Source organism: Amycolatopsis sacchari (assembly GCF_900114035.1).
In the GTDB taxonomy this organism is placed as follows: domain Bacteria; phylum Actinomycetota; class Actinomycetes; order Mycobacteriales; family Pseudonocardiaceae; genus Amycolatopsis_E; species Amycolatopsis_E sacchari.
Genome location: NZ_FORP01000007.1, coordinates 70,098 through 94,451 on the forward strand (window position 1 = coordinate 70,098; position 24,354 = coordinate 94,451).

20 protein-coding genes are annotated in these 24,354 nt (G+C 71.8%); 7 read left to right on the plus strand and 13 right to left on the minus strand.

Annotated features, from left to right (window positions below; genetic code table 11):
- Positions 1-28 precede the first annotated feature (28 nt).
- The 8 genes from BMZ92_RS14150 to BMZ92_RS14185 all read right to left on the minus strand — a co-directional run bounded on the left by BMZ92_RS14150 (position 29) and on the right by BMZ92_RS14185 (position 7,612).
- Positions 29-940, minus strand: coding sequence for a cupin domain-containing protein (locus tag BMZ92_RS14150; protein WP_091507238.1), 912 nt, complete (start codon positions 938-940; stop codon positions 29-31).
- Positions 937-1,332, minus strand: a complete 396-nt coding sequence (locus BMZ92_RS14155; protein WP_091507241.1) for a Zn-ribbon domain-containing OB-fold protein — start codon at positions 1,330-1,332, stop codon at positions 937-939. The genes BMZ92_RS14150 and BMZ92_RS14155 overlap by 4 nt, the downstream gene beginning before the upstream one ends.
- Positions 1,329-2,486: a thiolase domain-containing protein gene (locus tag BMZ92_RS14160; protein ID WP_091507244.1), complete on the minus strand. Its 1,158-nt coding sequence runs from the start codon at positions 2,484-2,486 to the stop codon at positions 1,329-1,331. The genes BMZ92_RS14155 and BMZ92_RS14160 overlap by 4 nt, the downstream gene beginning before the upstream one ends.
- Positions 2,483-3,139, minus strand: coding sequence for a 3-oxoacid CoA-transferase subunit B (locus tag BMZ92_RS14165; RefSeq protein WP_091507246.1), 657 nt, complete (start codon positions 3,137-3,139; stop codon positions 2,483-2,485). Before BMZ92_RS14165 ends, BMZ92_RS14160 begins: the two co-directional genes overlap by 4 nt.
- A complete protein-coding gene (locus BMZ92_RS14170; RefSeq protein WP_177228690.1) occupies positions 3,136-3,867 on the minus strand; it encodes a 3-oxoacid CoA-transferase subunit A in 732 nt (243 codons plus the stop codon). The genes BMZ92_RS14165 and BMZ92_RS14170 overlap by 4 nt, the downstream gene beginning before the upstream one ends.
- The gene (locus BMZ92_RS14175; protein ID WP_177228691.1) at positions 3,864-4,646 is read right to left on the minus strand and encodes an HpcH/HpaI aldolase family protein; all 783 of its coding nucleotides are present in this window, start codon (positions 4,644-4,646) and stop codon (positions 3,864-3,866) included. The genes BMZ92_RS14170 and BMZ92_RS14175 overlap by 4 nt, the downstream gene beginning before the upstream one ends.
- 153 nt (positions 4,647-4,799) lie before the next feature.
- On the minus strand, positions 4,800-5,282 hold the full coding sequence (locus BMZ92_RS14180) for a hypothetical protein (RefSeq protein ID WP_091507251.1): 483 nt from the start codon (positions 5,280-5,282) through the stop codon (positions 4,800-4,802).
- Entirely contained in the window at positions 5,279-7,612 is a 2,334-nt protein-coding gene (locus tag BMZ92_RS14185; RefSeq protein WP_091507754.1) for a molybdopterin oxidoreductase family protein, read from the minus strand. Before BMZ92_RS14185 ends, BMZ92_RS14180 begins: the two co-directional genes overlap by 4 nt.
- On the opposite strand from BMZ92_RS14185, the gene BMZ92_RS38595 reads away from it, so the two are divergent.
- The 3 genes from BMZ92_RS38595 to BMZ92_RS14195 are packed head-to-tail and all read left to right on the plus strand — an operon-like array spanning position 7,596 to position 10,451.
- A complete protein-coding gene (locus BMZ92_RS38595) occupies positions 7,596-7,724 on the plus strand; it encodes a hypothetical protein (RefSeq protein WP_281245173.1) in 129 nt (42 codons plus the stop codon). The genes BMZ92_RS14185 and BMZ92_RS38595 overlap by 17 nt on opposite strands.
- A 40-nt stretch (positions 7,725-7,764) precedes the next feature.
- Positions 7,765-8,988: an MFS transporter gene (locus tag BMZ92_RS14190; protein WP_245783053.1), complete on the plus strand. Its 1,224-nt coding sequence runs from the start codon at positions 7,765-7,767 to the stop codon at positions 8,986-8,988.
- Complete coding sequence (locus BMZ92_RS14195; protein WP_091507255.1) at positions 8,985-10,451, plus strand: amidohydrolase family protein; 1,467 nt, start codon at positions 8,985-8,987, stop codon at positions 10,449-10,451. The genes BMZ92_RS14190 and BMZ92_RS14195 overlap by 4 nt, the downstream gene beginning before the upstream one ends.
- Here the strand turns inward: BMZ92_RS14195 and BMZ92_RS14200 are convergent.
- Entirely contained in the window at positions 10,378-11,784 is a 1,407-nt protein-coding gene (locus BMZ92_RS14200) for an amino acid permease (protein WP_091507256.1), read from the minus strand. The genes BMZ92_RS14195 and BMZ92_RS14200 overlap by 74 nt on opposite strands.
- A 145-nt stretch (positions 11,785-11,929) precedes the next feature.
- Between BMZ92_RS14200 and BMZ92_RS14205 the strand changes: the two genes are divergently transcribed.
- Positions 11,930-12,385 (plus strand): Fur family transcriptional regulator, encoded by a 456-nt coding sequence (locus tag BMZ92_RS14205; protein ID WP_091507259.1) that lies wholly within the window; start codon positions 11,930-11,932, stop codon positions 12,383-12,385.
- Positions 12,382-14,658: a catalase/peroxidase HPI gene (katG, locus tag BMZ92_RS14210; RefSeq protein ID WP_091507261.1), complete on the plus strand. Its 2,277-nt coding sequence runs from the start codon at positions 12,382-12,384 to the stop codon at positions 14,656-14,658. The genes BMZ92_RS14205 and katG overlap by 4 nt, the downstream gene beginning before the upstream one ends.
- Before the next feature lie 66 nt (positions 14,659-14,724).
- Here the strand turns inward: katG and BMZ92_RS14215 are convergent, their stop codons facing one another.
- On the minus strand, positions 14,725-15,468 hold the full coding sequence (locus BMZ92_RS14215) for an AraC family transcriptional regulator (protein WP_245783054.1): 744 nt from the start codon (positions 15,466-15,468) through the stop codon (positions 14,725-14,727).
- 63 nt (positions 15,469-15,531) lie between these two features.
- On the opposite strand from BMZ92_RS14215, the gene BMZ92_RS14220 reads away from it, so the two are divergent.
- The gene (locus BMZ92_RS14220; RefSeq protein WP_091507263.1) at positions 15,532-16,083 is read left to right on the plus strand and encodes a TIGR03086 family metal-binding protein; all 552 of its coding nucleotides are present in this window, start codon (positions 15,532-15,534) and stop codon (positions 16,081-16,083) included.
- A gap of 2 nt (positions 16,084-16,085) precedes the next feature.
- On the opposite strand, the gene BMZ92_RS14225 is transcribed toward BMZ92_RS14220, so the two are convergent.
- Positions 16,086-18,308, minus strand: coding sequence for an FUSC family protein (locus BMZ92_RS14225; RefSeq protein ID WP_091507266.1), 2,223 nt, complete (start codon positions 18,306-18,308; stop codon positions 16,086-16,088).
- 590 nt (positions 18,309-18,898) lie between these two features.
- Here BMZ92_RS14225 and BMZ92_RS14230 point away from each other — a divergent pair.
- The gene (locus BMZ92_RS14230; protein ID WP_177228692.1) at positions 18,899-22,477 is read left to right on the plus strand and encodes a discoidin domain-containing protein; all 3,579 of its coding nucleotides are present in this window, start codon (positions 18,899-18,901) and stop codon (positions 22,475-22,477) included.
- Here BMZ92_RS14230 and BMZ92_RS14235 read toward each other — a convergent pair.
- Entirely contained in the window at positions 22,458-23,270 is an 813-nt protein-coding gene (locus tag BMZ92_RS14235) for an alpha/beta hydrolase family protein (protein WP_091507759.1), read from the minus strand. The genes BMZ92_RS14230 and BMZ92_RS14235 overlap by 20 nt on opposite strands.
- A 192-nt stretch (positions 23,271-23,462) precedes the next feature.
- Positions 23,463-24,212 (minus strand): IclR family transcriptional regulator, encoded by a 750-nt coding sequence (locus tag BMZ92_RS14240; protein WP_091507270.1) that lies wholly within the window; start codon positions 24,210-24,212, stop codon positions 23,463-23,465.
- Positions 24,213-24,354 lie beyond the last annotated feature (142 nt).

Here is a 24,354-nt window from a genome sequence, read left to right on the forward strand (position 1 = left end):
GTTCCCTTCGGCGCTGAAGGACGCGGGGTCAGCCGCGGGGTGCGGGGTAGTCGTCGGCGTTGAGCACCCAGCCGAGCTGGGCGGAGAAGTCGGCACGCGGACCGGCGAAGATGTCGATCAGGTGGTTCGCCCCGGACCCGATCGCCTGGGACGTGTGCACGGTCGGCGGCGGGATGATCGTCACCGACGGGCTGCCGACGCGGACGTGGTCCTCGGGCCGCCAGGTCGTCGCGTCGGTGCCCCACGGGGTCTGGATGTGGTGGATGTACGTCCCGGCCACGACGAGGCTGCACTGCTCGAAGTCGTCGTGGAAGTGCGGCGACAGCTTGTGCGGGTCCCTGGGCCCGTGGCCGGGCTTGAAGAAGTTGACCATGAACGCGCGGGTGCGGAAGAGGCGGCCGAAACGCCCCGGCTGGTCGGGCACGTCGGCCATCCGGTAGGTGCGCCAGCGGTAGCCGCCGACGGGTTCGGGCCACGGTTCCAGCGGTGCGACGTGCGGGTGCGGCTCGGCGTAGGAGTCCGCATTGGACGCCCGCTTAGCCCACTCGTCCTCGTCGGACTGCAGCAGCTGGACGATCGGGCCGCTGCCCGTGCTGACGATTTCACTGCTCCCCGGCGGGATGACGACCAGCGCGGGTCCCGTCACCGCGTGTGTCTCACCCCCGGAAGCCCCACGCAGCGCGCTGTTCTCGTCGATCAGCAGCACGACCTGTTCACTGGCCAGGTCCGCGGACCAGATGAGGTCGCCCGGCGCCGGTTCGGTGTGGATGAGCACGAAGTTCTGGCCCCGCACGAGCCACTGCCTGCTGCCCGCTCCGGTGGTCACGTCGGGGAGCGTGACCGAGAAGTCGAGGAACTCGGGTGCGGCGACCGGGCCGCCGGGTTTGCCTCCGCTGCTCTGCGACAGCGCCGAACGCGGGTCGTCCTTGGCGTACGTCATGCTTCCTGCCCTTCGGGTTCGAACCTCAACCGCACTTTCCCGTCCTGCGCCAGCCCACCGCTGAACCGGACCGGATCGCCCACCCGCAGCGTCTCCGGGTCCTCGACGTCTACATGCGACAGAACGCGTGGGCCTTCCGCCAGCTCGATGTAGGCGATGACGAACGGATCCCGTGCGGCGTACTCGCCCTGGCCGCGGCGGTTGATGGTGTAGGAGTAGACCGTTCCTTCGCCGGAAAGCGCTTCCCAGGCGAGGTTCGCGGACATGCAGTGCGGGCACCGGGCCCGGGGGTACCAGATCAGCGTGCCGCAGTCCGCGCAGCGCGGGAGTTCCAGCCTGCGCTCAGCGAGACCGGCGGAAAACCGGTCGAGTACGGGGTCCTGGGTGCTCATGCGTCCTCCGCTCCCAGCAGCAGGGTGGCCGCGGCGGTGCGGAACCCGAGGTTGCCGCCGTGGCCCTGGACCAGCCCGATCCGGCAGTCCGGCACCTGGACCTCCGGCGCCGCCTCGCCCCGCAGCTGGCGGACCGCTTCGATGGTGCGGATCATGCCGCCCCGGAAGTCCGGGTGGTTGTTGCACAACCCGCCGCCGTCGGTGTTGAACGGCAGCAGGCCGTCCGGCCCCTGGAGCGTGCCGCCGGTGACGAAGGCACCGCCCTTGCCCTTCTCGCAGAACCCGAGGTCCTCCAGGCTCATCAGGACCGTGATGGTGAAGGAGTCGTAGATCGACACGTAGTCCACGTCGCGCGGGGTCAGCCGGGCCTCGGCGAAGGCCCGCGGACCGGACGCCGCCGCCCCGGTGTACGTGAGGTCGATCCGGCCCGTTTCGCTGTGCTTCACGGTTTCCCCGTGCCCCAGCACCTTGACGGTCCGGCCCGGCAGGCTCCGCGCGACGTCCTCGGACACGACGACGAGCGCGCCGCCGCCGTCGGTCGTGATGCAGCAGTCCAGGCGGTGCAACGGGTCGGAGATCAACGGCGAGCCGACCACGTCCTCGATCGTGACGGGCTTGCGCAGCACGGCGTTCGGGTTGTACTGCGCGTGGTGGGCGGCCGCGACCTTGATCTCCGCGAGCTGCTCGGACGTGGTGCCGTACTCGTGCATGTGCCGCCGCGCTGCGAGCGCGTACCCGGCGGGCACGGTCACGCCGTAACCCGACTCGTAGGGGTGCTCGGGTCCGGGTGCGCCACCGGAGGTGCCTCCGCCGGACAGGGGCAGCCCTGCCATCGCCACCAGCGCGACGCGGCACTTGCCCGCCGCGACCGCGGCGACGGCGTGGCCCACGTGCATCAGGTAGGACGCGCCACCACCCTCGGTCACGTCCACATAGGACAAGCCCGTGAGCCCGAGGTAGTCGGCCATCGCGACCGAGCCGAGCCCGGGCACCTCGGAGCAGAAGAAGCCGTCCACGTCCGCGATGCCCAGCCCGGCGTCGGCGAGCGCGCCGTAGGCGACCTCGGCGAGCACCTGGGGCACGGTCCGGTCGGGGATCTTGCGTCGCGGATGTTCGTAGGCACCGGCTATCCGCGCCGTCGCCGCTCTGGTCATGCGGGTACTCCTCGGGTCTGCAGGTCGATCCGGTAGGTGGCTTCGGTCAGGGGGACGAGGTCCTCCGGGGTCACGCCGGGAGCGCATTCGCGCAGGGTCAGGACGCCATCGACGAACTCGAAGACGGCCAGGTCGGTGTAGACGCGGTCGACCACTCCACGCCCGGTGAGGGGGAACGTGCACCGCTTGCGCAGCTTGGGATTTCCGCGTTTGTCGAGGTGGGTCATCATCACCCAGACGCGGCGGGCGCCGACCGCGAGGTCCATCGCCCCGCCGACACCGGGGTTGCCACCGGGCACCAGCCAGTTCGCCAGGTCACCGTTCTCCCCCACCTGCAACGCGCCGAGGACGCACAGGTCCAGCCGCCCGCCACGGGCGATGGCGAAGGACAGCGACGAGTCGAACGACGCGGCGCCGTCGAGCAGGGTCACCGGGTTCTTGCCGGCGTCCGTGACGTCCGGGTCCGGCTCCCCGGCCGGTGCCGGGCCGACGCCGAGGAGCCCGTGCTCGCAGTGGTACAGGATCTCCTTGCCGGGCGTCGGTTGTTCCGGCAGCAGCAGGGGCGCGCCGATGCCGACGTTGACGCACCAGCCGTCCTCCAGGTCGTCCGCCACGCGACGGGCGAGTTGCGCCCTGCTCAGCCCGGCGGTCATCGGGCGAGCTCCAGCGCGGTCGCGACCACGTGGTCGACGAACGGACCGGGCAGGTGGACGTCGTCGGGGTCGAGCGTGCCGGTGTGGTCGACGTGATCGGCCTGCGCGATGGTCGTGCGTGCGGCCATCGCGGCGAGCGGGTTGAAGTTGCGGGCGCCGAACCGGAACCTGAGGTTGCCGTAGCGGTCCGCCCGGTGTGCCTTCACCAACGCGAAATCCGGGCGCAGCGGGGACTCGAAAACGTAGGTGCGGCCGTCGATCACCCGGCTTTCCTTGCGGGGCAGCAGTTTCTCCGGCTCACCGTGCTCGCGGTAGCGGACCACGAAACCGCCGTCGGCCAGCAGCGTCCCCGCCGCGGTCGGCGTGTAGAACCCGCCCAGCCCGGCACCGCCCGCCCGCAGACGCTCCGCGAGCGTGCCCTGCGGCACCAGCTCGATCTCGACCTCGCCGGAAAAGTACCGTTCGAAGAAGGCAGGGTTGACCGGGAACGAACAGGAAAAACGGCGCACGCGGTTCTCCCGCAGCAGCCTGCCGATGCCCCGCTCACCCGGCAGGCCCTGTCCCCCGTTGTTCGCGATGACGTGCAGATCGCGCACGTCCCGCTCGCACAGCGCGTCGATCAGGTCGACGGGTACCCCGGCCTGGCCGAAGCCGCCGATCGCCACCACGGCACCGTCGTGCACACCGTCCACAGTGGCCGCCGCGTCCGGGCGGATCTTGTCGATCACCGGACGCCCGCCGGCTCGGCGACGGCTTCGCGGGCCTGCGCGAGGGTGCGGCGCGCGGCACCCGAGAGCATCCCGGTGTCGTTGCCCACCAAGAGGAACCGGCACCCCTGTGCCGCCCGCAGACGCAACTGCTCCTCGCCCTGGACCACCGTGCCGACCGGGACCCCGGCGCGGACCGCCGCCTCGATCGACCTGGTCACGGCCTCGTGCACCGGAGGCGAACCGCCGGGCACGCCCATGCTCAGCGAAAGGTCGCCGGGGCCGATGAACGCGGCGTCCACCCCGGGCGCGGCGAGGATCCCGTCGATGTCCTCGACGGCTTCCCGCTCCTCGATCATCGCGACGCGCGCGACGTCCTCCTGCCCCGTGCGCACGTACTCGGCCGGTCCGCCGTCGAGGCTGCCCCACAGCCCGGCCCGTGCCGCGTAGCCCATCCCCCGCGTTCCGGCGGGCGGGAACAGGAACTGCTTCATGGTCGCTTCCGCCTGCGCCGCGTTGGAGACGTGCGGCACGAGGATCCCGGCGGCGCCCGCGTCGAGGTAGCGCTGACCGTCGCCGTAGCCGTGGTCGGTGATGCGCACCAGCGGCGCGACGTTCAGCCGGGAGTAGACGACCACCAGCGAGTACACGTCGCGGACCGAGAGCAGGGCGTGCTCGGTGTCGATCACGACGAAGTCGAAACCCGCGGCGCCGATGATCTCGGCGACCTCGAGGGCGGGGAGCTTGACGAAGGTGCCGATCAGGGGCGGTCCGGGCGACTTCAGCAGCTGCTGGAACACGATCATCTCCCTTGATGCGCCAGTTCGTTATACGAACAGGCTGTTCGCGATATGAGGAGGATCGCATGAATCACCCCGCCAGGCAAGGACGGGTGCGGGTGCCGGACAGGCACGAACTACGGAGGTGTCAGGGAAATGTCCGACCGGGTGCGGTCAGCTCGTCAGCACCTGCGGGGACAGCTGCTTGAGCATCGCGTTGGTCCACTTGAGCTGCCGCAGGGTCTGCGGGTGGCAGCGGCTCGCGAGCGCCAGCAGGTCGCCGTCCTTGGCGGCCTGCGCGCCCTGGGCGAGCAGCTCCCAGTCGAGCGAGACGCCCGCGCACGCCCGGTGCAGCCGCCGTAGGTCGGCCAGCAGCAGGAGCCCCGGCTCGGCCCGGGAGCTGAGCAGGTCGCTCACGGCGGTGCGCACCGGCGCGAGCGGGCCGGACGTCTGCCGCACCTCCGCCGACAGCTCCACGTCGTACGAGCGGGCCGCGTCCGCCAGTGCGCGCACGTGGTCGCGGGACCAGGCGGCGAGGTCACGGGCGACCTGGGAGACCTCCGGCTCCGCGTGGTGCCGGTCGGAGACCTTGAGCAGGTCCCGCACCAGCGCCTTCTCCGCGCGGTGCAGCTCCCGCAGCGCGAGCCCGAGCTTCATCGCTCTCCCCCGTCCGCACTGGCGATCGCCGCGGCGGCCGTCTTGAACAGCGGCTGCTTCGACACCGGGTCCCAGTCGGTCCTGGTCAGCTCGTTGGCGGCGCGGTGCCCATCCTGACCGGCCGGGTCGCCGGTGTCCCAGTAGCCGTAGTGGAACGGCAGGAACAGCACGCCTTCGCGGATTCCGCCGATCCGCACCCGCGCCCGCACCACACCGCGTGGAGTCGTGATCTCGGCGAGTTCGCCTTCGGTGAGATCGTGCTTCGCGGCGTCCACTTCAGACACTTCGACCCATGATTCCGGAGCCGCGTCACGGAGTTCGGGCGTGCGACCGGTCTTGGTGCGGGTGTGGAACTGGTAGATGGTCCGGCCCGTGATCAACGCGAAGGGGTATTCGGCGGACGGCGTTTCGTGCGGCTCGACGTATTCGGCGGCCTTGAGCATCGCCTTGCCGTCGGGGTTGGCCGCGCGGTACTCCTCGGGCTCCGCGGGCGCACCGGTGATCAGGTCCCGGCCGTAGGCCTCGCAGTAGTCGGGGTGGGCGAAGAACTTCCCGTCCGTGTACAGCCGTTCAGTCCCCTCGGGACGCTCGGGCGTGCACGGCCACTGAACCCCGCCTTGGCGGAGCTTCTCGTACGACAGTCCACTGTAGTCACACGGCCGTCCGGCGCTCGCGCGTTTCCAGGCTTCGAAAGCGGATTCCGCGTCGTGCCACGCGGGGAACGGCTGCCCGTCCTTGTCACGGAAGTCCATGCGGCGGGCGTAGTCGAGCCAGATGTCCAGGTCGGGTTTGGCTTCCCCTGGCGGTTCCACGGCCTTGTCCGACAGGTGCACGGTGCGGTCGGCGTTGGTGAACACGCCGGTCTTCTCACCCCACATCGCGGCGGGCAGCACGACGTCGGCCAGCTCGGCGGTTTCGGTGCGGAACGCGTCCTGCACCACGAGGAACAGCCGCTCCTGTGACAGCACGGAGCGGATCCGCCGCAGCTCGGGCAGGGACACCGCCGGGTTCGTCGCCGACACCCACAGCATCCGCAGCGTGCCGTTCTCGGCGTAGCGGAAGATCTGCATCGCGTGCGTGGGCGAGGAGTAGTGCGGGATCTGCAGCGGATCGAGGTTCCACAGCTCCGCCAGTTCGGCCACGTGGGCGTCGTTGGCCCAGTTGCGGAAGCCGGTGAGATCCCCGTCCGCGCCGCATTCCCGGGTGTTCTCGGCGGTGGGCTGCCCGTTCATCTGCAGCACCCCGCACCCGGGCTTGCCGAGCATCCCCCGCAGCAGGTTCACGTTGTTGACCTGCACGGCGGCCGCGGTCGCCTGCGCGGACTGGTAGAAGCCCTGCAACACCGTGCACAGCAAGCGCTCGGCCCGGCCGAGGAGGGCGGCCGCCTCGCGGATCCGCTCCGGGGCGACACCGCAGATCTCCGCGACGCGCTCGGGCGGGTAGTCCGCCACCAGCGCGGCGAGGTCGTCGTAGCCGACGGTGTGCTCGCGGACGTAGTCGTGGTCGACCCATTCGTGGGCGATGATCTCGTGCAGCAACCCGTTCATCAGGGCGACGTTCGTGCCCGGCAGCGGGGCGAGGTGGACGGTCGCCGCACGCGCGACCGGGGTGTCCCGAGGGTCCACGCACAGCAGCGCGGGCGGCTCGGGCCCGGCCAGCCGGTCGAGGATGCGCATCCACAGCACGCTCTGCGTCTCCGCGACGTTGTGCCCGAACAACGCGATGACGTCGGCGTGGTCCACATCGGTGTAGGAGGCGGGCTGCCCGTCGCAGCCGAAGGTCTCCTTCAGCGCGGCCGCGGCTGTCGCGGTGCACAGGCGTGTGTTCCCGTCGAGGTGGTTCGTCCCGATCGCCCCGTGTGCGATCGCGGCGAGGGTGTAGTACTCCTCGCAGAACAGCTGGCCGCTGGTGTAGAAACCGAGCGCGCCGGGCCCCTGCTCGGCCAGCAACCGCTTGCTGCGCTCGACGACCAGCCCCATCGCCTCGTCCCAGCTCGCCTCGGTGAGGCGGCCGTCGCGCCGCACCAGCGGCACGGTCAGCCGGTCGCCCGCGTTGTTCGCCTGCCAGCCGAAAAGGTCCTTCACGTCGAGCCGGCCGTGGTTCACCCGGTCATCGGCCCGGCCGCGGACTCCGACGATCCGGCCGTCCTTGACGGCCAGCTCCATGCCGTCGCCGTTGGAGTGCAGGACCGCCGCCGTCGGCACCCACCGGTCGACGTCCTCCTCGGACAGTCCCTCCGCGAGGTGCGAGTCGACGCGCACGGGCCACCGCTCCCCCGGCCCGTAAGGCGTACGGCGCCCCCACGGTTCGGCGATGACGTCCCGGCTCACGTCGGTGTCGTACCCGCGCGAACGGCTTCCGAAACCGGACGGCTTCGTCCGCACGACCGAAAACCCGCCGATCTCCGGTGACGACCGGACGAACCACGGGCACGGTTCCTGATCGGACAATGCTTCGATCCCCTGCGGCGGAAGGAGTGCCTTTGAGCCCCGACAACACCGTCCGGCGGACGGGCCGGACCACGGTCGCCCTGCTCGCGGGTGTCTACATCATCGACTACATCGACCGCGTGATGATCGCGATCGCGCTGCCGCTGATCGGCGCCGAGTTCGGGCTGAGCCACACCGGGCAGGGGCTCGTCGTGTCGGCGTTCGCGATCGCCTACCTGCTCGGCCAGCTGCCGGGCGGCCTGCTCGCCGACCGGGCCGGTGCCCGCCCGCTGCTGGTGATCTCGCTGCTGGCGTGGTCGGTGTTCACCGCCGCGACCGGGCTCGCCCCCGGCCTGGTGGTGCTGCTCGTGCTGCGGGCGCTGTTCGGGCTCGCCCAGGCCCTGTTCCCGGCGGCGTCGTTCAAGGCGCTGGCCGAACGCACCACCCGCGAGGCACGCAGCGGGGCCGCTGGGCTGATCCTGGCGTCGAACAACGTCGGCGCGGGGCTCGGGCCCCTCGTCGTCGCGCCACTGGTGGTGCTCGCCGGGTGGCGGCACACCTTCTGGATCGTCGCGGCGGCCGGCCTGGTCGTCGGGCTCGCGCTGTGGAAGCTGCTGCCCCCACCGCTGCCCCGTGAGCTGACGGAGCCGGACGACGCGCCCGCCGCCTCGGTCGGGGTGTCGGTGGCCCTGCGCGACGGGCTCGTGCTGCGCTGCGCGCTGATGTTCGCCTGCTACAACATGCTGAACTACGGCATGATCACCTGGGTGCCGTCCTACCTCGTCGAAGCGAAGGGGATGTCCCTGGTCTCGGCGGGCGTGTCGTCGGCGATCCCGTTGCTGGTCAACGCCGTCGGGGTGATTGTGGGCGGCTGGCTGATGAGCCGCTGGTTCGACCGCAGCGCCCGGCGGCTCGTGGTGCCCGCGCTCGTGGTCTCGGCCGTCCTGCTCGTCCTGATGCTGCGAGCCGGGTCCACGACGGCCTTCACCACGTTGCAGACGCTGGCGATGTTCGTCAACGGGCTCGCGGCGATCGGCATCGTCGGCCTGCCGCTGCGGGTGCTGCCACGGGCCGTCGTCGGCTCGGGCATGGGGGCGGTCAACACGGGCGGCCAGCTCGCCGGGGTGCTCGCCCCGCTCGTGATGGGCTGGCTCGCGGACCGCTTCGGGTTCGGGGCGGCGTTCGGTTTCCTCGCCGCGACCACGCTCGCGGCGGCGCTGATCTCGCTGGTCACGCGCCAGCGGCAGGCACGGCAGGTGAAGGAGGCGGTTTCGTGACCACGCACGATCTGGTCATCAGGGGCGGCAGGGTGATCGATCCCGCCTCGGGCACCGACGCCGTGCTCGACGTCGGGATCACCGGCGGAACGATCTCCGCCGTAGCGTCCGGTTTGGACGGTGCGACGGTGCTCGACGCCCGCGACCGCGTGGTGGCCCCGGGTTTCGTCGACCTGCACAGCCACTGCGACGACATCCCCGGGCTGCGGCTGCAGGCGCTCGACGGCGTGACCACGGCGCTCGAACTGGAGGTCGGCAGGCACCCGGTCGCGGCGGCGTACTCCCGGGCCGCGGCTGCGGGACGCCCGGTGAACTACGGGTTCTCGGCGAGCTGGGGCGCCGCACGGCTGGAAGTCGTCGGCGGGGTACCGGCGACGAGCACGCTGCGAGACGTCGCGATCGCGATGAACGTGCCGGAATGGCAACGGGAAGCGCCTCCGGCACTCGTCGGCCGCGTCATCGCCCTCGTCGAGGAGGACCTCGCGGCGGGTGCGCTGGGCATCGGCATCCCGATCGGCTACGCACCCCGCGTCGCGCCCGCCGAGTACGTCGCCGTCGCCGCGGCGGCGGCCCGGGCGGGCCGCCCGACCTACACGCACGCACGCGACCTCGTGGAGCAGGACCCGGAAACACCGATCGACGGCGCCGAGGAGGTCGTCCGCGCCGCGGGCGAGACCGGGGCGCACATGCACTACTGCCACGTCAACAGCACCTCCGGGTGGCACCTGGACCGCGTGCACGCCACGATTTCCCGCGCGGTCGCGGCCGGGGCGCCGGTGTCCACCGAGGCCTACCCGTACGGCACCGGGATGACCGGGATCGGCGCCGCCTTCCTCGCGCCGGAACTGTTGCCGCGCCGCGGGATGACGCCGTCGTCGATCCAGCTCCTCACCACCGGACGCCGGATGGCCGACGCGGAAGAACTGCGCCGCGCCAGGGCGGAACACGGCGACGAGTGGGCGTTCGTGCACTTCCTCGACGAGTCCGACCCCGCCGCCCACGAACTCCGGATGAAGGCCATGGTGTTCGGCGACACGGCGGTGGCGTCCGACTCGCTGGAGCCGGTGTGGCGGGGCGGTGCACGGGACCCGCTGACGTGGCCGCTGCCGCCGGAGGTGGTGAGCCACCCGCGGACCGCGGGCACGTTCGGGCGGACATTGCGGCTGCTGGTCAGGGAATCCGGCGCGCTGACCCTGTCCGAGGCGATCCGCCGGTGCAGTCTCGTCCCGGCGGAGATCGCGGCGCACGGGGTTCCTGCCATGGCGCGCAAGGGCCACCTCCAGCCGGGCGCGGACGCCGATGTGGTGGTGTTCGACCCCGCGACCGTCACCGACAACGCGACCTACACCGACACCGTGCGGCCCACCACCGGCTTCGACCACGTGCTCGTCAACGGGGAGCCGGTGGTGCGGAACGGTGTGCTCGACCCGGCGGCGCTGCCCGGCCGCCCCGTGCGCGCCTGACGAGCGGGTACAGCAGGAGGATCACCGCGAGGCTGAGCACGCTCAGGTACAGCTGGGACCGCGCGTCGGCCACGAACAGCATCGACACCACCACGGCGAGGGCTCCGGCGAGGGTGACCCACGTCAGCCACGGGTAGCCCCACATCCGCAGTGTGAGCCGCTCCGGGGCCTCCGCTTCGAGCCTGCGGCGCATCCGCAGCTGCGAGCCCGCGATGATGACGTACACGAACAACGCCACCGCGCCGGCCGAGTTGATGATGAAGTAGAAGACGGTGTCCGGCGCGACGTAGCTCATCACGACAGCGACGTAACCGACCACAGTGGACACGAGGATCGCCTTCCACGGCACGCCGCGCTTCGTGGTGTCGGCGATCCATCGCGGCGCCCACGCGTGCCGCCGCAACGCGAAGAGCATGCGTGAAGCCGTGTACAGGCCGGAGTTCAGCACGGACAACGCGGCGGTCAGCACCACGACGCTCACGATGGTTTCCGCGGCGGGGATGCCGAACCGCCCGAACGCGGCCGCGAACGGGCTCGTCCCGCTCGGCACGTCCCGCCACGGCGTGATCATCACGAGCAGCGCCACGGAACCGACGTAGAACAGGATCACCCGCCAGGCGGTGGTGGTCGTCGCCTTGGTCACGGCCTTCGCGGGCTCCTCGGACTCGGCGGCGGCGATCGTGACGATCTCCGTGCCGAAGTAGGAGAAGATCACGATGACCACGCCGTGCACGACGGAGAACCCGCCGGTGGCGAAGAACCCGTCGAGCGCGATGTTGCCCGCCGAGAACGTGCCGTGCGGCCACCAGCCCAGCACGAACAGCGTGCCCAGCACCAGGAACACCACGATGGTCGCGACCTTGACCGACGCCAGCCAGAATTCGGTCTCGCCGAACGAACGCGCCGAGACGAGGTTCGTGCCGGTCAGCAGCAGCATCAGCGCCAGGGAGAACACCCACTGCGGCACCGCGGGCAGCCAGCCCACGAGGATCTTCGCCCCCGCGACGGCCTCGAACGCCACCACGCCCACCCAGAAGTACCAGTACAGCCAGCCGATGGTGAACCCGGCCCAGCCGCCGAGCGATTCGCGCGCGTACTCCATGAACGAGCCCAGCGCCGGGGACGCGGCGGCCATCTCCCCCAGCATGCGCATCACCAGCACGACCAGCAGGCCGCCGAGGGCGTAGGACAGCACGGCCGCGGGGCCGACCGTGTGGATCACGGCACCGCTGCCGATGAACAGGCTCGCGCCGATGATGCCGCCGAGCGCGATCATGCGGACGTGCCGCTGGCGGAGACTCGAGCGGGGTGCCGCTCCGGCTTCCTGGCTCATCCGTCCGATGGTGGCAGGGTCGGCGACTACCGGGAAAGTCCTTGACACAAAGCCGCACTGAATACGTCGTTATACGCCGATAACGCGCCACCCGACCGCGTGGCGAAACTTGATTTGTTCCAGACAACTGGTCTAGGGTCGTGGCGTGACGGCGGACTTCGAGGAGCAGCTGCGGGCCGTCTCGTTGCGCGTGACACGGCCACGGCTGGCGGTGCTCGCGGCGCTGCGTGACCACCCGCACGTCGACACCGAAACGGTGATCGCGCTGGTGCGGGCCGAACTCCCGTCGGTGTCACACCAGGCGGTCTACGACGTCCTGCGGGCGCTCACCGACGCCGGGCTGGTGCGGCGCATCCAGCCCGCCGGCGCGAACGCCCGCTACGAGACGAGGGTGGGGGACAACCACCACCACGTCGTGTGCCGCTCGTGCGGCGCCATCGCGGACGTCGACTGCACCGTGGGGCACGCCCCCTGTCTCACCGCCTCGGACGACCACGGTTTCATGATCGACGAGGCGGAGGTCGTCTTCTGGGGCACCTGCCCCGACTGCGCGGCCGAAACCACCCCCAATGATCAGCGAGCTCGGAAGGCAAGCAGATGAGCGACTCCCAGGACAACACCCCCTCCAGCGCACAGGGGGTGGACAAGAAGGCCGCGGCGGGCTGCCCGGTCGCGCACGACTCCGTCACCTCGCACGGCAGCGAGAGCGAGAACCCGGCGATCAGCTCGCCGACGCCGAAGTCCGCGGGCCGCCCGCGCACGAACCGCGACTGGTGGCCCAACCAGCTGGACCTGACGGTGCTGCACGCGCACTCGTCGAAGTCCAACCCGCTGGGCGCGGACTTCGACTACGCCAAGGAGTTCGCCAAGCTCGACGTCGAGGCGCTCAAGCAGGACATCATCCAGGTCCTGACCACGTCGCAGGACTGGTGGCCCGCCGACTTCGGCCACTACGGCGGCCTGATGATCCGCATGAGCTGGCACTCCGCGGGCACCTACCGCATCCACGACGGCCGCGGCGGCGCGGGCGACGGCGCGCAGCGGTTCGCCCCGCTCAACAGCTGGCCCGACAACGCGAACCTGGACAAGGCGCGCCGGCTGCTGTGGCCGGTGAAGCAGAAGTACGGTCAGAAGATCTCGTGGGCCGACCTGCTCGTGTTCGCGGGCAACGTCGCGCTGGAGTCCATGGGCTTCAAGACCTTCGGCTTCGGCTTCGGCCGCGTGGACACCTGGGAGCCCGAGGAGATCTACTGGGGCCCCGAGGACGACTGGCTGGGTGACGAGCGCTACGTCACCGACTCGGAGATGGTGCCCGAGCTCGGCGCCACCGAGATGGGCCTGATCTACGTCAACCCCGAGGGTCCCCGCGGCAGCGCGGACTTCCTCGCGGCGGCGCACTTCATCCGCGAGACCTTCGGCCGGATGGCGATGAACGACGAGGAGACCGTCGCGCTGATCGCCGGTGGCCACACCTTCGGCAAGACGCACGGCGCGGCCGTCGCCGACGACCACGTCGGCCCCGAGCCCGAGGGCGCCCCGCTGGAGGCGCAGGGCCTCGGCTGGCTGAGCACGCACGGCAGCGGCAAGGGCCCGGACACGATCACCAGTGGCCTCGAGGTGACGTGGACCGACAAGCCGACCGAGTGGAGCAACCGCTTCTTCGAGATCCTGTTCGGCTACGAGTGGGAGCTCACCACGAGCCCCGGCGGCGCCAAGCAGTACGTCGCCAAGGACGCGCCGGAGATCATCCCGGACCCGTACGACCCGAACAAGAAGCACAAGCCGACCATGCTCACCACGGACCTGGCGCTGCGCTTCGACCCGACGTACGAGAAGATCTCCCGCCGGTTCCTGGAGAACCCGGACGAGTTCGCGCTGGCGTTCGCCAAGGCCTGGTACAAGCTGCTGCACCGTGACATGGGCCCGGTCAGCCGCTACCTGGGCCCGTGGGTCGCCGAGCCGCAGCTGTGGCAGGACCCGGTGCCGCCCGTCGAGGGCGAGCTGGTGAGCGAGTCCGACATCGCCGCCCTCAAGGCGAAGGTGCTCGACTCCGGCCTGACCACCGCACAGCTGGTGTCCACGGCGTGGGCGTCGGCCGCGAGCTTCCGGTCCACCGACAAGCGTGGTGGCGCCAACGGGGCCCGCATCCGCCTGGAGCCGCAGCGCAGCTGGGAGGTCAACCAGCCGGAGCAGCTGGCCCCGGTCCTGGAGAAGCTGGAGAGCATCCAGCGCGAGTTCAACGAGGCCGGCGGCGCGCAGATCTCGCTCGCCGACCTGATCGTGCTGGCGGGCTCGGCGGCCGTCGAGAAGGCCGCGCGGGACGCGGGCGTCGAGGTGACCGTGCCGTTCCACCCGGGCCGCACGGACGCCAGCCAGGAGCAGACCGACGTCGAGTCGTTCAAGGTCCTGGAGCCGCGTGCCGACGGGTTCCGCAACTACCTGCGGGCCGGCGAGAAGCTCCAGCCGGAGGTGCTGCTGGTCGACCGCGCCTACATGCTCGACTTGACCGCGCCGGAGATGACCGTCCTCGTCGGCGGCCTGCGGGCGCTCGGGACGAACCACGGCGGTACCCAGCACGGTGTCCTCACGGACAAGCCGGGCGTGCTCACCAACGACTTCTTCACCAACCTGCTCGCGCCGGGCACGCGGTGGAAGGCGTCGGAGACCGAGGAGAACGTCTACGAGATCCGTGACGCGGCGACGGACGAGCTGAAGTGGACCGCCACCCCGGTGGACCTCATCTTCGGCTCCAACTCGCAGCTGCGGGCGCTCTCGGAGGTCTACGCCAGTGACGACGCGCGTGAGAAGTTCGTGAACGACTTCGTCGCGGCCTGGACCAAGGTCATGGAGCTGGACCGCTTCGACCTCGCCTGATCGGGCACCACGGAGGCACGGGCCCGGCCGGTCCCCCGCGACCGGCCGGGCCCTTTCGCGTCCCCGTCAGTAGCGCCGGGCGTACCAGGTGGGCGGCTCGCCGAACAGCGAACGGAAGTCGCGGACGAAGTGGGCCTGGTCGGCGTAGCCGAGGTCGGCCGCGAGCGTGGCCCAGTCGACGTCGCCGCCCGCCGCCATGCGCTCGGTCACCTCGTGCAGGCGGTACCGGCGGATGACCCACTTCGGCCCGATGCCGACGTACTCGGCGAACAGCCGCTGCAACCCGCGCACGCTCAGGCCTGCCCGCTCGGCCAGCTCCTCCACGCGGGTGATGCCCGGCTGGTCCGCGACGAGCGCGACCGCGTCGGCGGCCGCCGTGGCCCGCGGATCCGGGGCGGGCAGGCGGGCCAGCAGGAACTCCTCGACCTCGCCGACGTCCGGATCACGCGGCAGGTCCGGGCCGAACACCTCCTCCGCCGGGACGACGCGGTCGGTCAGCGTCGAGACGGACGCGCCCAGCCACGGCCGGAAACAGCCGGGCCGGAACGCCACTCCGAGCACGTGCCCCACGCCTTCCAGCACCCGGACCTGGTGACCGCCGGCGACGCCGTTGACGTAGGCGCGGCCGTCGTGGAAGGACAGGTGCACGTTCGGGTAGGGCACGATCTTCTGCCGGTACGGCTCCTCGTAGTCCCAGTCCACCACCCAGTACCGAGCGATCCACGGCCGCAGCGCCGCGCACGGCTCGGGGTAGCCGAGCCGCTGGTACCTCGCCCACGCCCCGCCCAGCTCGCGGGCATCCCTTTCCACGGCAGCGGATTCTATGTCGCGTTCGTTCAATACGCGCCCGCCGCCGCGTCCTAACCTGCGGGCATGTCCGAAATCTCCACCGCGGCCGCTGCCCTGGCCACCGTCGTCAGGGGCATCCGGCCCGAGCAGCTGACCGGCCCGACGCCGTGCACCGAGTTCGACGTGCGTGCCCTCCTCGGTCACCTCGCCCACTGGGCCCCGTCGCTCGCCGGCGCGGGCCGCAAGCAGACCGTCGAACCCTCCGAAGTAGACGATGACGACCCGCGAAATGTCTTGCTGGACAGGGTTTCCGACATCGTCGCGGCCTGGGATACGCCCGGCTCACACGAGGGCAGCACCCACATGGGCGGGCCGACCGAGATGCCCGCCGCGCTGGTGGCCGACATGGTCCTCGGCGAGCTGGTCGTCCACGGCTGGGACCTCGCGCGGGCCACCGGCCAGCCCTTCGAGCTGCCCGAGGACCTGCTGAAGCGCCTGCACGACGGGGTGCTGGCGCACGCCGCCCAGGCCAGGGAGATGGGCGTCTACGGGCCCGAGGTCCCCGTCCCGGCCTCTGCGTCCACTTTGGACCGTATACTCGGCCTCACCGGGCGGAACCCGGACTGGGGCAGCTGATTTCACCGCCACCACGGCCGGTGGCGCAGGTCGGCGACGAGCATCGCGGGCGGGACGAGCTCCTCCAGGCGCCCCATCAGGTGCCGCAGGTGCTCCCCCACCCACAGCGCGCAGTGCAGGTCGTCCACCTCCGCCCCGGCCGCCCGCGGATCGCGGAACTCCGGCGGCGCCAGCACCGGCACCGCCCCGTGGTCGGTGCGGTCGAGCCGCGACGCGAGGTGGTCGTACCACGCCGCCAGCTGCCCCGCCTGCTCGGAGAGCTGGGTACGGAACCGGTCGGGCCCCGCCTCCGGGTTCGGCAGCCCCGCCAGGGAGTACGCCGTGAGCCGCGCCCGCATCGTGCCCGCGACGAGCCGCCACAGGTCGTCCTTCGGCAGGCGTTTCGAGCCCTGTTCGGCCAGGAACCCGCGCAGCGCGTCGTCGAGCCGGACCCCCGCCGCGATCGCCGGCCCCGGCTGCGGTTCCGCGGTGCGCAGGCCCAGCGCCCAGTCCACCGACTCCGCCAGGTACGCCCCGCCCGCGCGCAGGGCGTCGGCCAGGTCGTCGGCCACCACCGAGGCCGCGCCGCGGGGCCAGAACACCATCCCGACGACGAAGCTCACCGCGCAGCCCAGCGCGACGTCCTCGATGCGCACCACGCCGATCTCCCACCCCGCCGGGGCGAGGAGGTTGAACAGCACCGACACCACGACGGTGAACGCCGCCTGCCCGGCCGCGAACGGCAGGGCACCCGGTGCGTAGGACGCCACGAGCACCGCGATCGGCAGCGCGATCCACAGCGCGCCGGGGCCGGTGCCGATGACCAGCAGCAGCACCGCACCGACGACGAACCCGACCACCGTGCCGAGGAGCGCGCGCAGGGCCGTCGCTCCCGTCGCCGCGGCACTCGTGCGCAGGACCGACAGGGTGCCCAGCACCACCCAGAACCCGTGCTCGACGCCCGTCAGGTCCGCGACGGCGACCGCTGCCGCCAGCGCGAGCGCGCCCCGCACGCTGTTGAGGAACCACACCGACCGCAGGCTCGCGTGCCGCGAAACCACACCCGCCGCGGCCACCAGCCCCGCCAGCCGCCGCTCGCCGAGCGCCTCGGTTTCGAAGGTCTCGCCGTACCAGCGGCGCCGCGAACCCGGCACCGCCGACGGATCGGCGCGGTGGGCCGCGATGAGCGCGTCCGTCATCGCGGAGTGCGCCGCCACCGCCGCCGTGCGGGCGTGGAAGGACAGGTGCACCGCGTCGGCGTAACCGTCCCCGTCGCTGTTCAGGCGCCGCAGGTATTCGACGCTCTCGCCGAGCTGCCGCTCCAGTGGTTGGAGGTCGACCCGCACGACACCGTCGTCCAGCAACCCGCCGATCTCACGCAGCACCGTCGCCGTTTCGGCGAGCAGTTTCCGTTCCACGCCGGGAATCGCGCTCAGGTCGCGGTACTCGCCGACGCTGTCGATGATCACGTAAGCGCACCATTCGAGGAGCCCGACGAGGCTGTCCATGGCCTGGTCCGGGGTCGCGAGGCCGGTGGGGCGGTACGGCGTCGAGGTGAACGTCGTCTGCAGCTCGTGCTTGGCTTCCACCACGGCCGTGCGGACCGCGGGATCGCTGTCGCCGGCCAGCGCCGCGTCGAGCTGGTCCGCCAGCGCCCGCGCGCACCGCGCCGCCGCTTCCCGCAGCGCGAAACCCGGTGCGCGGGGCGAGAACAGCAGCACCGCGGCGGTGCCCGCGACCGACGCCAGCCACCACCCGCCGAGCCGCGCGGGAACCTCGGCGAGCGTGCCGGGAGAGGCCGCGGGCAGCACGTACGCCAGCAGCGCCGCCGTCGCGCCCGAGGCGGCGTTCGGCCCGGCGACCCCGGCGAACAGCACCGCGAACGCCACCGGGACGGTCATCAGGGAGGCGAGCAGGACCGACCCGTTCACGGCCGTGCCGATCACGATCAGCACGCTGCTCGCGAGCGCGAGACCGAGGTGCGCGCGCAGCTTGTCCTGCCACCGCCCGCCGAACGACGCCAGCACCAGCGTGGCGAAGCCACCGAACGCGGCGAACGTCGCGACCTGCAGATCGCCGAGGACGAGGTAGCCGAACGCGAACAGCCCCGGCACGACAAGGGTCGACCGGACCGCGCGCATCGCCGCCGGGCGGGACCACCCCGGCAGCCACGAGGGCCTGCCCCTGCCCCCCACCGCCAACGGAAGTCGCCGCCGGAGCACCACCGTCGCCGAGCCGCGAGTCATCGCCTGATGATAGGGCGGCGCAGCACGCGCGTCACCGCCTCAGCGCGCACCCGGGTCTGGTCCGGATGCCGTGCCCGGCCGGATCTCGCCCCCGTCGCGCCCGGATCTCGACCGCCCTCGGCGCCCGGCCTTCGCGCCCGCCTCCCGTGCCCGGCCCCGTGCCCGGCCGGATCTGGCCCGCCTCCCGCCTGGCCGCATCTCGCCCGCCTCTCGCGCCCGGATTTCACCCGCCCTCAGCGCACGGCCTTCGCCCACGACCTTCGCGCCTGCCTCCCGTGCCCGGCCGGATCTGGCCCGCCTCCCGCACCACCCGCATCCCGCCCCGCCTTCGCGCCCGCGCCCGTCCCGCCCGGATCCCGCCCGCCTTCCGTGCCCGGCCGGATCTTGTCCGCCCTCCGCGCCCGCTCCCACCCGGATCTCGCCCGGCCTCCGCACCCGCCCACATCTCACCCGCCCACATCTCGCCCGCCCGCCCCGCCCGGATCTTGTCCGGATTCCTGTCCTGCTCCGCCCGTTGACCTTCCGGGCGCGAACGCAGAAGCTTCCTGTCAACGTTGTCAGTGGCTTGTCGATGGGGACAGGAGTTGTCGATGACGCAGGACTCCAGCGGAATTTCGCGGCGGAACGTGTTGTCCGCGGGCACCGGGCTGCTCGCCGGGTTCGGGGTGCTCGGGCTGGTGCCGGAAGCGGCGGCGGCCGCCCCGGCACCCGGGGGCGCGAAGACCGATCTCGCGTTGTTCCGCCCGGTCACCGTGTCCTCCACCGACTACGCCGCCACCCCCGCCGAGTTCGCCGTGGACGGCCTGGCGCAGGTCGGCGTGCGGGGCTCAGGCTGGCGGGCCGCGCCGGGGGACGGCCAGTGGATCGTCGTGGACCTGCAGGGCCGGTGCTTGATCAGTTCGGTCGTGCTCACGTTCGAGGCCCAGCCGGGCGACCCGGCGATCGACCTGAGCGCGTCCCGCAGCCACAGCACCGGTTTCGAGGTGCTGTCCAGCTACGCCGTGTCGTTCGACCTCGACGTTTCCCCCGACGGCCGCACGTGGCGGACGGTCCACCACACCGACAACGGCACCGGGGGCGTGGTCACGATCCCGCTGACCCCGGCCGTGCCCGCCCGCTGGGTGCGCCTGTCGGCCTCCCGCCGCTCGACGACGAACCCGTTGGGGATCAACGGCTTCCAGGTGTACGGCACCAGCACGGAGGCCCGGCCCGCGGTACGCGGCTGGACCAGCTGGCCGGTGCGGCAGCGGGACGACGCCCCGGACCTCTCGGTCGCCGACGACGGCACCGTGCCGCTGGAGTCCGGCTGGGTGCTGACCATGGCGGACTGGGCGCCCAGCGACGACGGCGCCGTGCTGTCCGGCACCCCGGTCGACACGCGCGGCTGGCTGCCCGCCACGGTGCCGGGCACGGTACTCGCGTCGCTCGTGGAGCAGGGCCAGCTGCCCGACCCCGTGTCGGGGATGAACAACATGCACGTCCCGGAAGCGCTTTCCCGGCACGACTGGTGGTACCGGCGCGCGTTCCGCCTGCCGCGCGGACTGGACACCTCGCCGGGCCGCCACGTGTGGCTGGAGTTCGACGGCGTCAACCACGAAGCCGAGATCTGGCTCAACGGAGCCCATGTGGGCGATCTCGCGCACCCGTTCGGCCGCGCCGCGCTCGACGTGACCGCCGCCCTGCGCCGCACCGGTGACCAGGCCCTCGCGGTGAAGATCTCGCCCCCGCCACACCCCGGCAGCCCCAGCGACAAGGGGCCCGACGGCAGCGCGTGGAAGGACGCGGGCGGCACGATGTTCGAGAACTCGCCCACGTACCTCGCGGTGTCCGGCTGGGACTGGATGCCCGCCGTGCGCGACCGCGCGTCGGGGATCTGGAACCACGTGCGGCTGCGCTCGACCGGCGCGATCGTCCTCGGCGACGCGCGGGTGGACACCGTGCTGCCGAAGCTGCCGGACACGAGCGTCGCCGAGGTGACGGTCACGGTGCCGGTGCGCAACGCGGGAACCGTGACGCAGCGCGTGAACGTCACCGCGGCCTTCGCGGGCAAGTCGCTGACCAGCACCGTCACCGTCGCGGCAGGCCAGCGGACGGAGGCAGTCTTCTCCCGGGTCCGGATCGACCGGCCACAGCTGTGGTGGCCCAACGGGTACGGCGATCCCACACTGCACGACCTCGTGCTGACCGCCGCGATCGGGCGGACCGTGAGCGACCGGCGGACCCTGCGGATCGGGCTGCGGCAGATCGGCTACACCTACGACCTGCCCGTGGTGATCTCCGACAGCCGCGCGGAGCAGACCGTGGACTTTCCGCGGCAGCAGGCCCGGTACGTCCGCATGCAGGGCGACCGGCGGGCGACCAACTGGGGTTTCTCGCTCTGGACGATGTCCGTTGTGGACAGTGCGGCACCCGGGACGGACCTGGCGCAGGGCAAGACCGCCACGGCCTCGTCGGTGGGAGACGGCAACCCGCCGGAGAACGCTGTGGACGGCAACCCGTCGACTCGGTGGTCGTCGCAGTACCAGGACGGCCAGTGGCTCCAGGTGGACCTCGGCGAGGCCGTCGGGTTCGACCGGGTCGTGCTGACGTGGGAGACGGCGTACGCGCAGACCTACCGCATCCAGGTGTCGCAGGACGGCAACACGTGGACGGACGTCGCGTCGGTCGACAACACGCCGAAGCCGCTGACGATCTTCGTCAACGGGGTCAAGGTGTTCTGCCGCGGCGGCAGCTGGGGCTGGGACGAGCTGCTGCGCCGCATGCCGCCCGAGCGCGTGGACGCCGTCGTCGCGATGCACCGCGACATGAACTTCACGATGATCCGCAACTGGGTCGGCTCCTCCTACCGCGAGGAGCTGTTCGAGGCGTGCGACCGGTACGGGATCCTGCTGTGGAACGAGTTCTGGGACGGCTGGTCGACGGATCCGGCCAACCACGACGTGTTCCTCGCGCAGGCCGAGGACACCGTGCTGCGGTACCGGCACCACCCGTGTGCCACGGTCTGGTTCGGCTGCAACGAGGGCACGCCGCCCACGGTGCTCGACAACGGGCTGCGGGACATCGTCACGCGGAACACGGACCTGCTCTACCAGGGCAACTCGGCGAGCGGCGTGATCACCGGTGACGGGCCGTACTTCTGGCTGGATCCGAGGATGTACTTCACCGGCCAGGCCACCGGCGGCAAGGCCGGGTTCTGGAGCGAGATCGGGCTGCCGACCGTGTCCGTGGTCGAGAGCATGCGCAACCTCGTCGGCGAGGGCGACCCCGGCTGGCCGATCGGCGGCCCGTGGTTCCTGCACGACTGGTCCACGCAGGGCAACCAGGGCGTGCAGGGCTACCAGGGGGCGATCGACGCGCGGCTCGCGCCGTCGACGAGCCTGGACGAGTTCTGCCGGAAGGCGCAGTTCGTCAACTACGAGAGCATGCGGGCGATCTTCGAGGCGTGGAACGCCAAGCTGTGGCAGGACGCGACCGGGGTGCTGCTGTGGATGTCGCACCCGGCGTGGCACAGCACGGTGTGGCAGACCTACGACTACGACCTGGACGTCAACGGCAGCTACTACGGGGCGCGGAAGGGCTGCGAGTCCCGGCACGTGCAGGCGGACCTGTCCACGTGGCAGGTCAAGGCCGTCAACCACACCCCGCAGGCGCTGACCGGCGTGACCGTCACCGCGCAACTGTACGGTTTGGACGGAGCACCGATCGGTGCCCCGTCGCGCCAGGTCCTCGATGTCGCCCCGATTTCGACGACCGCCGCGTTCACGGTGCCGTTCACCGACGCCCAGCCCGACCTGCACCTGCTGCGCCTGACGATGACCGACGGGCGCGGGACGGTGCTTTCGGAGAACACCTACTGGCGGTACCGCGCGGACACGGCGATGCGGGCGCTGAACCAGCTCGCGCGGACGAGCCTGTCGGTGGACTTCCGGTCCACAAGGGACGGTCACGTGGCCACGATCCGCAACACCGGCCGCACCGTCGCGGCGATGGTGCGCCTGTCCCTGCGGGAGCGCAACGGCGTCGACCGCGTGCTGCCGACCCTCTACGGGGACAACTACTTCTGGCTCCTGCCGGGGGAAAGCCGCGTGGTCACGGTGTCGCCGCGCCGCCCGGTCGACCACCCGAAGCTGCGCGTGGAGGCGTACAACGTCACGGCGAAGGTGGTGTGAACCACCGCGTGAGGATCTCGTCCACCGCCTTGGCCGTGGGCAGCTGAGGAGCCGGTTCCAGTCCCGGCTCCTCGGCCAGCGGGTGGGCGAGATCCGGCACCGTGACGAGTTCGACGGTCTCCGGGTTCGCGTACCGCGCGCGCAGGGCGCCGACCAGCGCGGCGGCGTCCGCCCGGAGGCCGGGGTGGTCCTGTTCCCCGCTCACGAGCAGCAGGGGCGGCTCCCCCGGGAACTCCCCCGCGGCGAAGTCCAGTTCCCGCGCGACCTCTTCGGCTTCGGCCGTCCACTCGTACGGCTTCCCGGCGATACCCTGTGTCATGGCCACGGCTGTGCGGACTCGCACGGCGGGGTTGACGAGGGCGACGGCGCTCACCGGGATCTCCCCCGTGGCCAGCACCCGCAGCGCGACGGTCCCGCCGAGTGAGGCGCCGAGGATCGCGATGGGCCCGTCGTCGACGGGAAGTTGCCGGCGCAGCGCGGAAAGCGCGGCGGGGAACTCGGCGGCCGCCTGCCGCGCGACGGGGGCGAGGAAGGCGAGGAGCGCGTCCCGGCGGACGAGGTCGAAGACGGCGTCGAACCCGCCTGCGGGAGTGCGCGCCCCGGACATCGGCATGCCGAGGTGCACCCGCCACGCCGGCACCCCGGTCATGGGCAGCGCGGCCGCGAAGGCGGCGTCCGTGCGTGGCGCGGACAGCATGTGCCAGGTGACGAGCAGCGGCGCGGGTCCGTCGGCGCGCCCGGGTGGGAGCGCGGTGAACGGAACCCCCGCGGCGGTACCGGTGATCGTGTCCACGGGCTCACGGTAACCGGCGGACCGGCTCGCGCGGCCCCACTTTCGCCGACGGCGGAACGGGATCGCGCCGCACTGCCGCCGCAACCGCTCCACCGGCAGCCGAACCACCCCACACCGCGCCACCGACGCACCCCACCACCGCGAACCGCCTCACCCGCCCCAGCGCGCGAACCCCGCGACCGCGGCGCGCCCTCACCCCGTCCACCGCGCGATGCCCAGCGCCGCTGCCCGCACGGCCGGGGCGAGCCGGTCCACCGCGGCCCGGGAGTGCGCCACGATGCCGAGCGCGGCGCGGACCTTGCCGTCCAGCCCGAGCACCGGGGCCGCAACGGACACCGCGCCCAGCGTCATCTCCTCGTAGCAGTACGCGACCCCCGTCTTCCGCACCTCGGCGAGCGCGGCGGCGAGCCGTCCCGGCTGGGTGATCGTGTGCGGGGTCATCCGCGCCAGCCCGGCGTCCGCGACCGACCGGAGGAGTTCCTTGTCCGAAAAGGCCAGGATGGCCTTGCCGACCCCGGTCGCGTGCAGGGGCAGGCGGCCGCCGATGTGCGTCATCGTCGGCACGGCCTTCGAGCTGGAGATCTTGTCGATGCACAACGCCTGCGTGCCCTCCAGCACGGTCAGCTGGATGTTCTCCTGCGTGGCCTGGAACAGGTCGTGCATGAACGGCAGCGCCGCCTCCCGCAACCCCCGCTGCCGCGGCGCGAGCGAGCCGATCGTCCACAGGCGCATCCCCACGCGGTAGCGGCCGTCGTCGAGGCGTTCCAGGCCGCCCCACGCGCACAACTCGCCGATGAGCCGCCGAGCCGTCGACACAGGCAGACCGCTGCGGGTCGCGACCTCCGTGAGCGACAACGCCGGGTGCGCCACGTCGAAGCAGTCGAGAACGCTCAGCAACCGCCGGGAAACCGTCTGCCCAGGGGTGTTCGTCCGGCCCGCCACCTCCGCAATGTAGCCGCGATTGCCACTGGATGGCAACGAGCGCTGGTGCGGGCCGGTGATCGCCCCGCAGGATCGGGGCCCGGCAGGGAAAACTCAGCGGAACAAGGAGGTTCTGGGATGTCGGCACGTCAGGCAGGCCGCG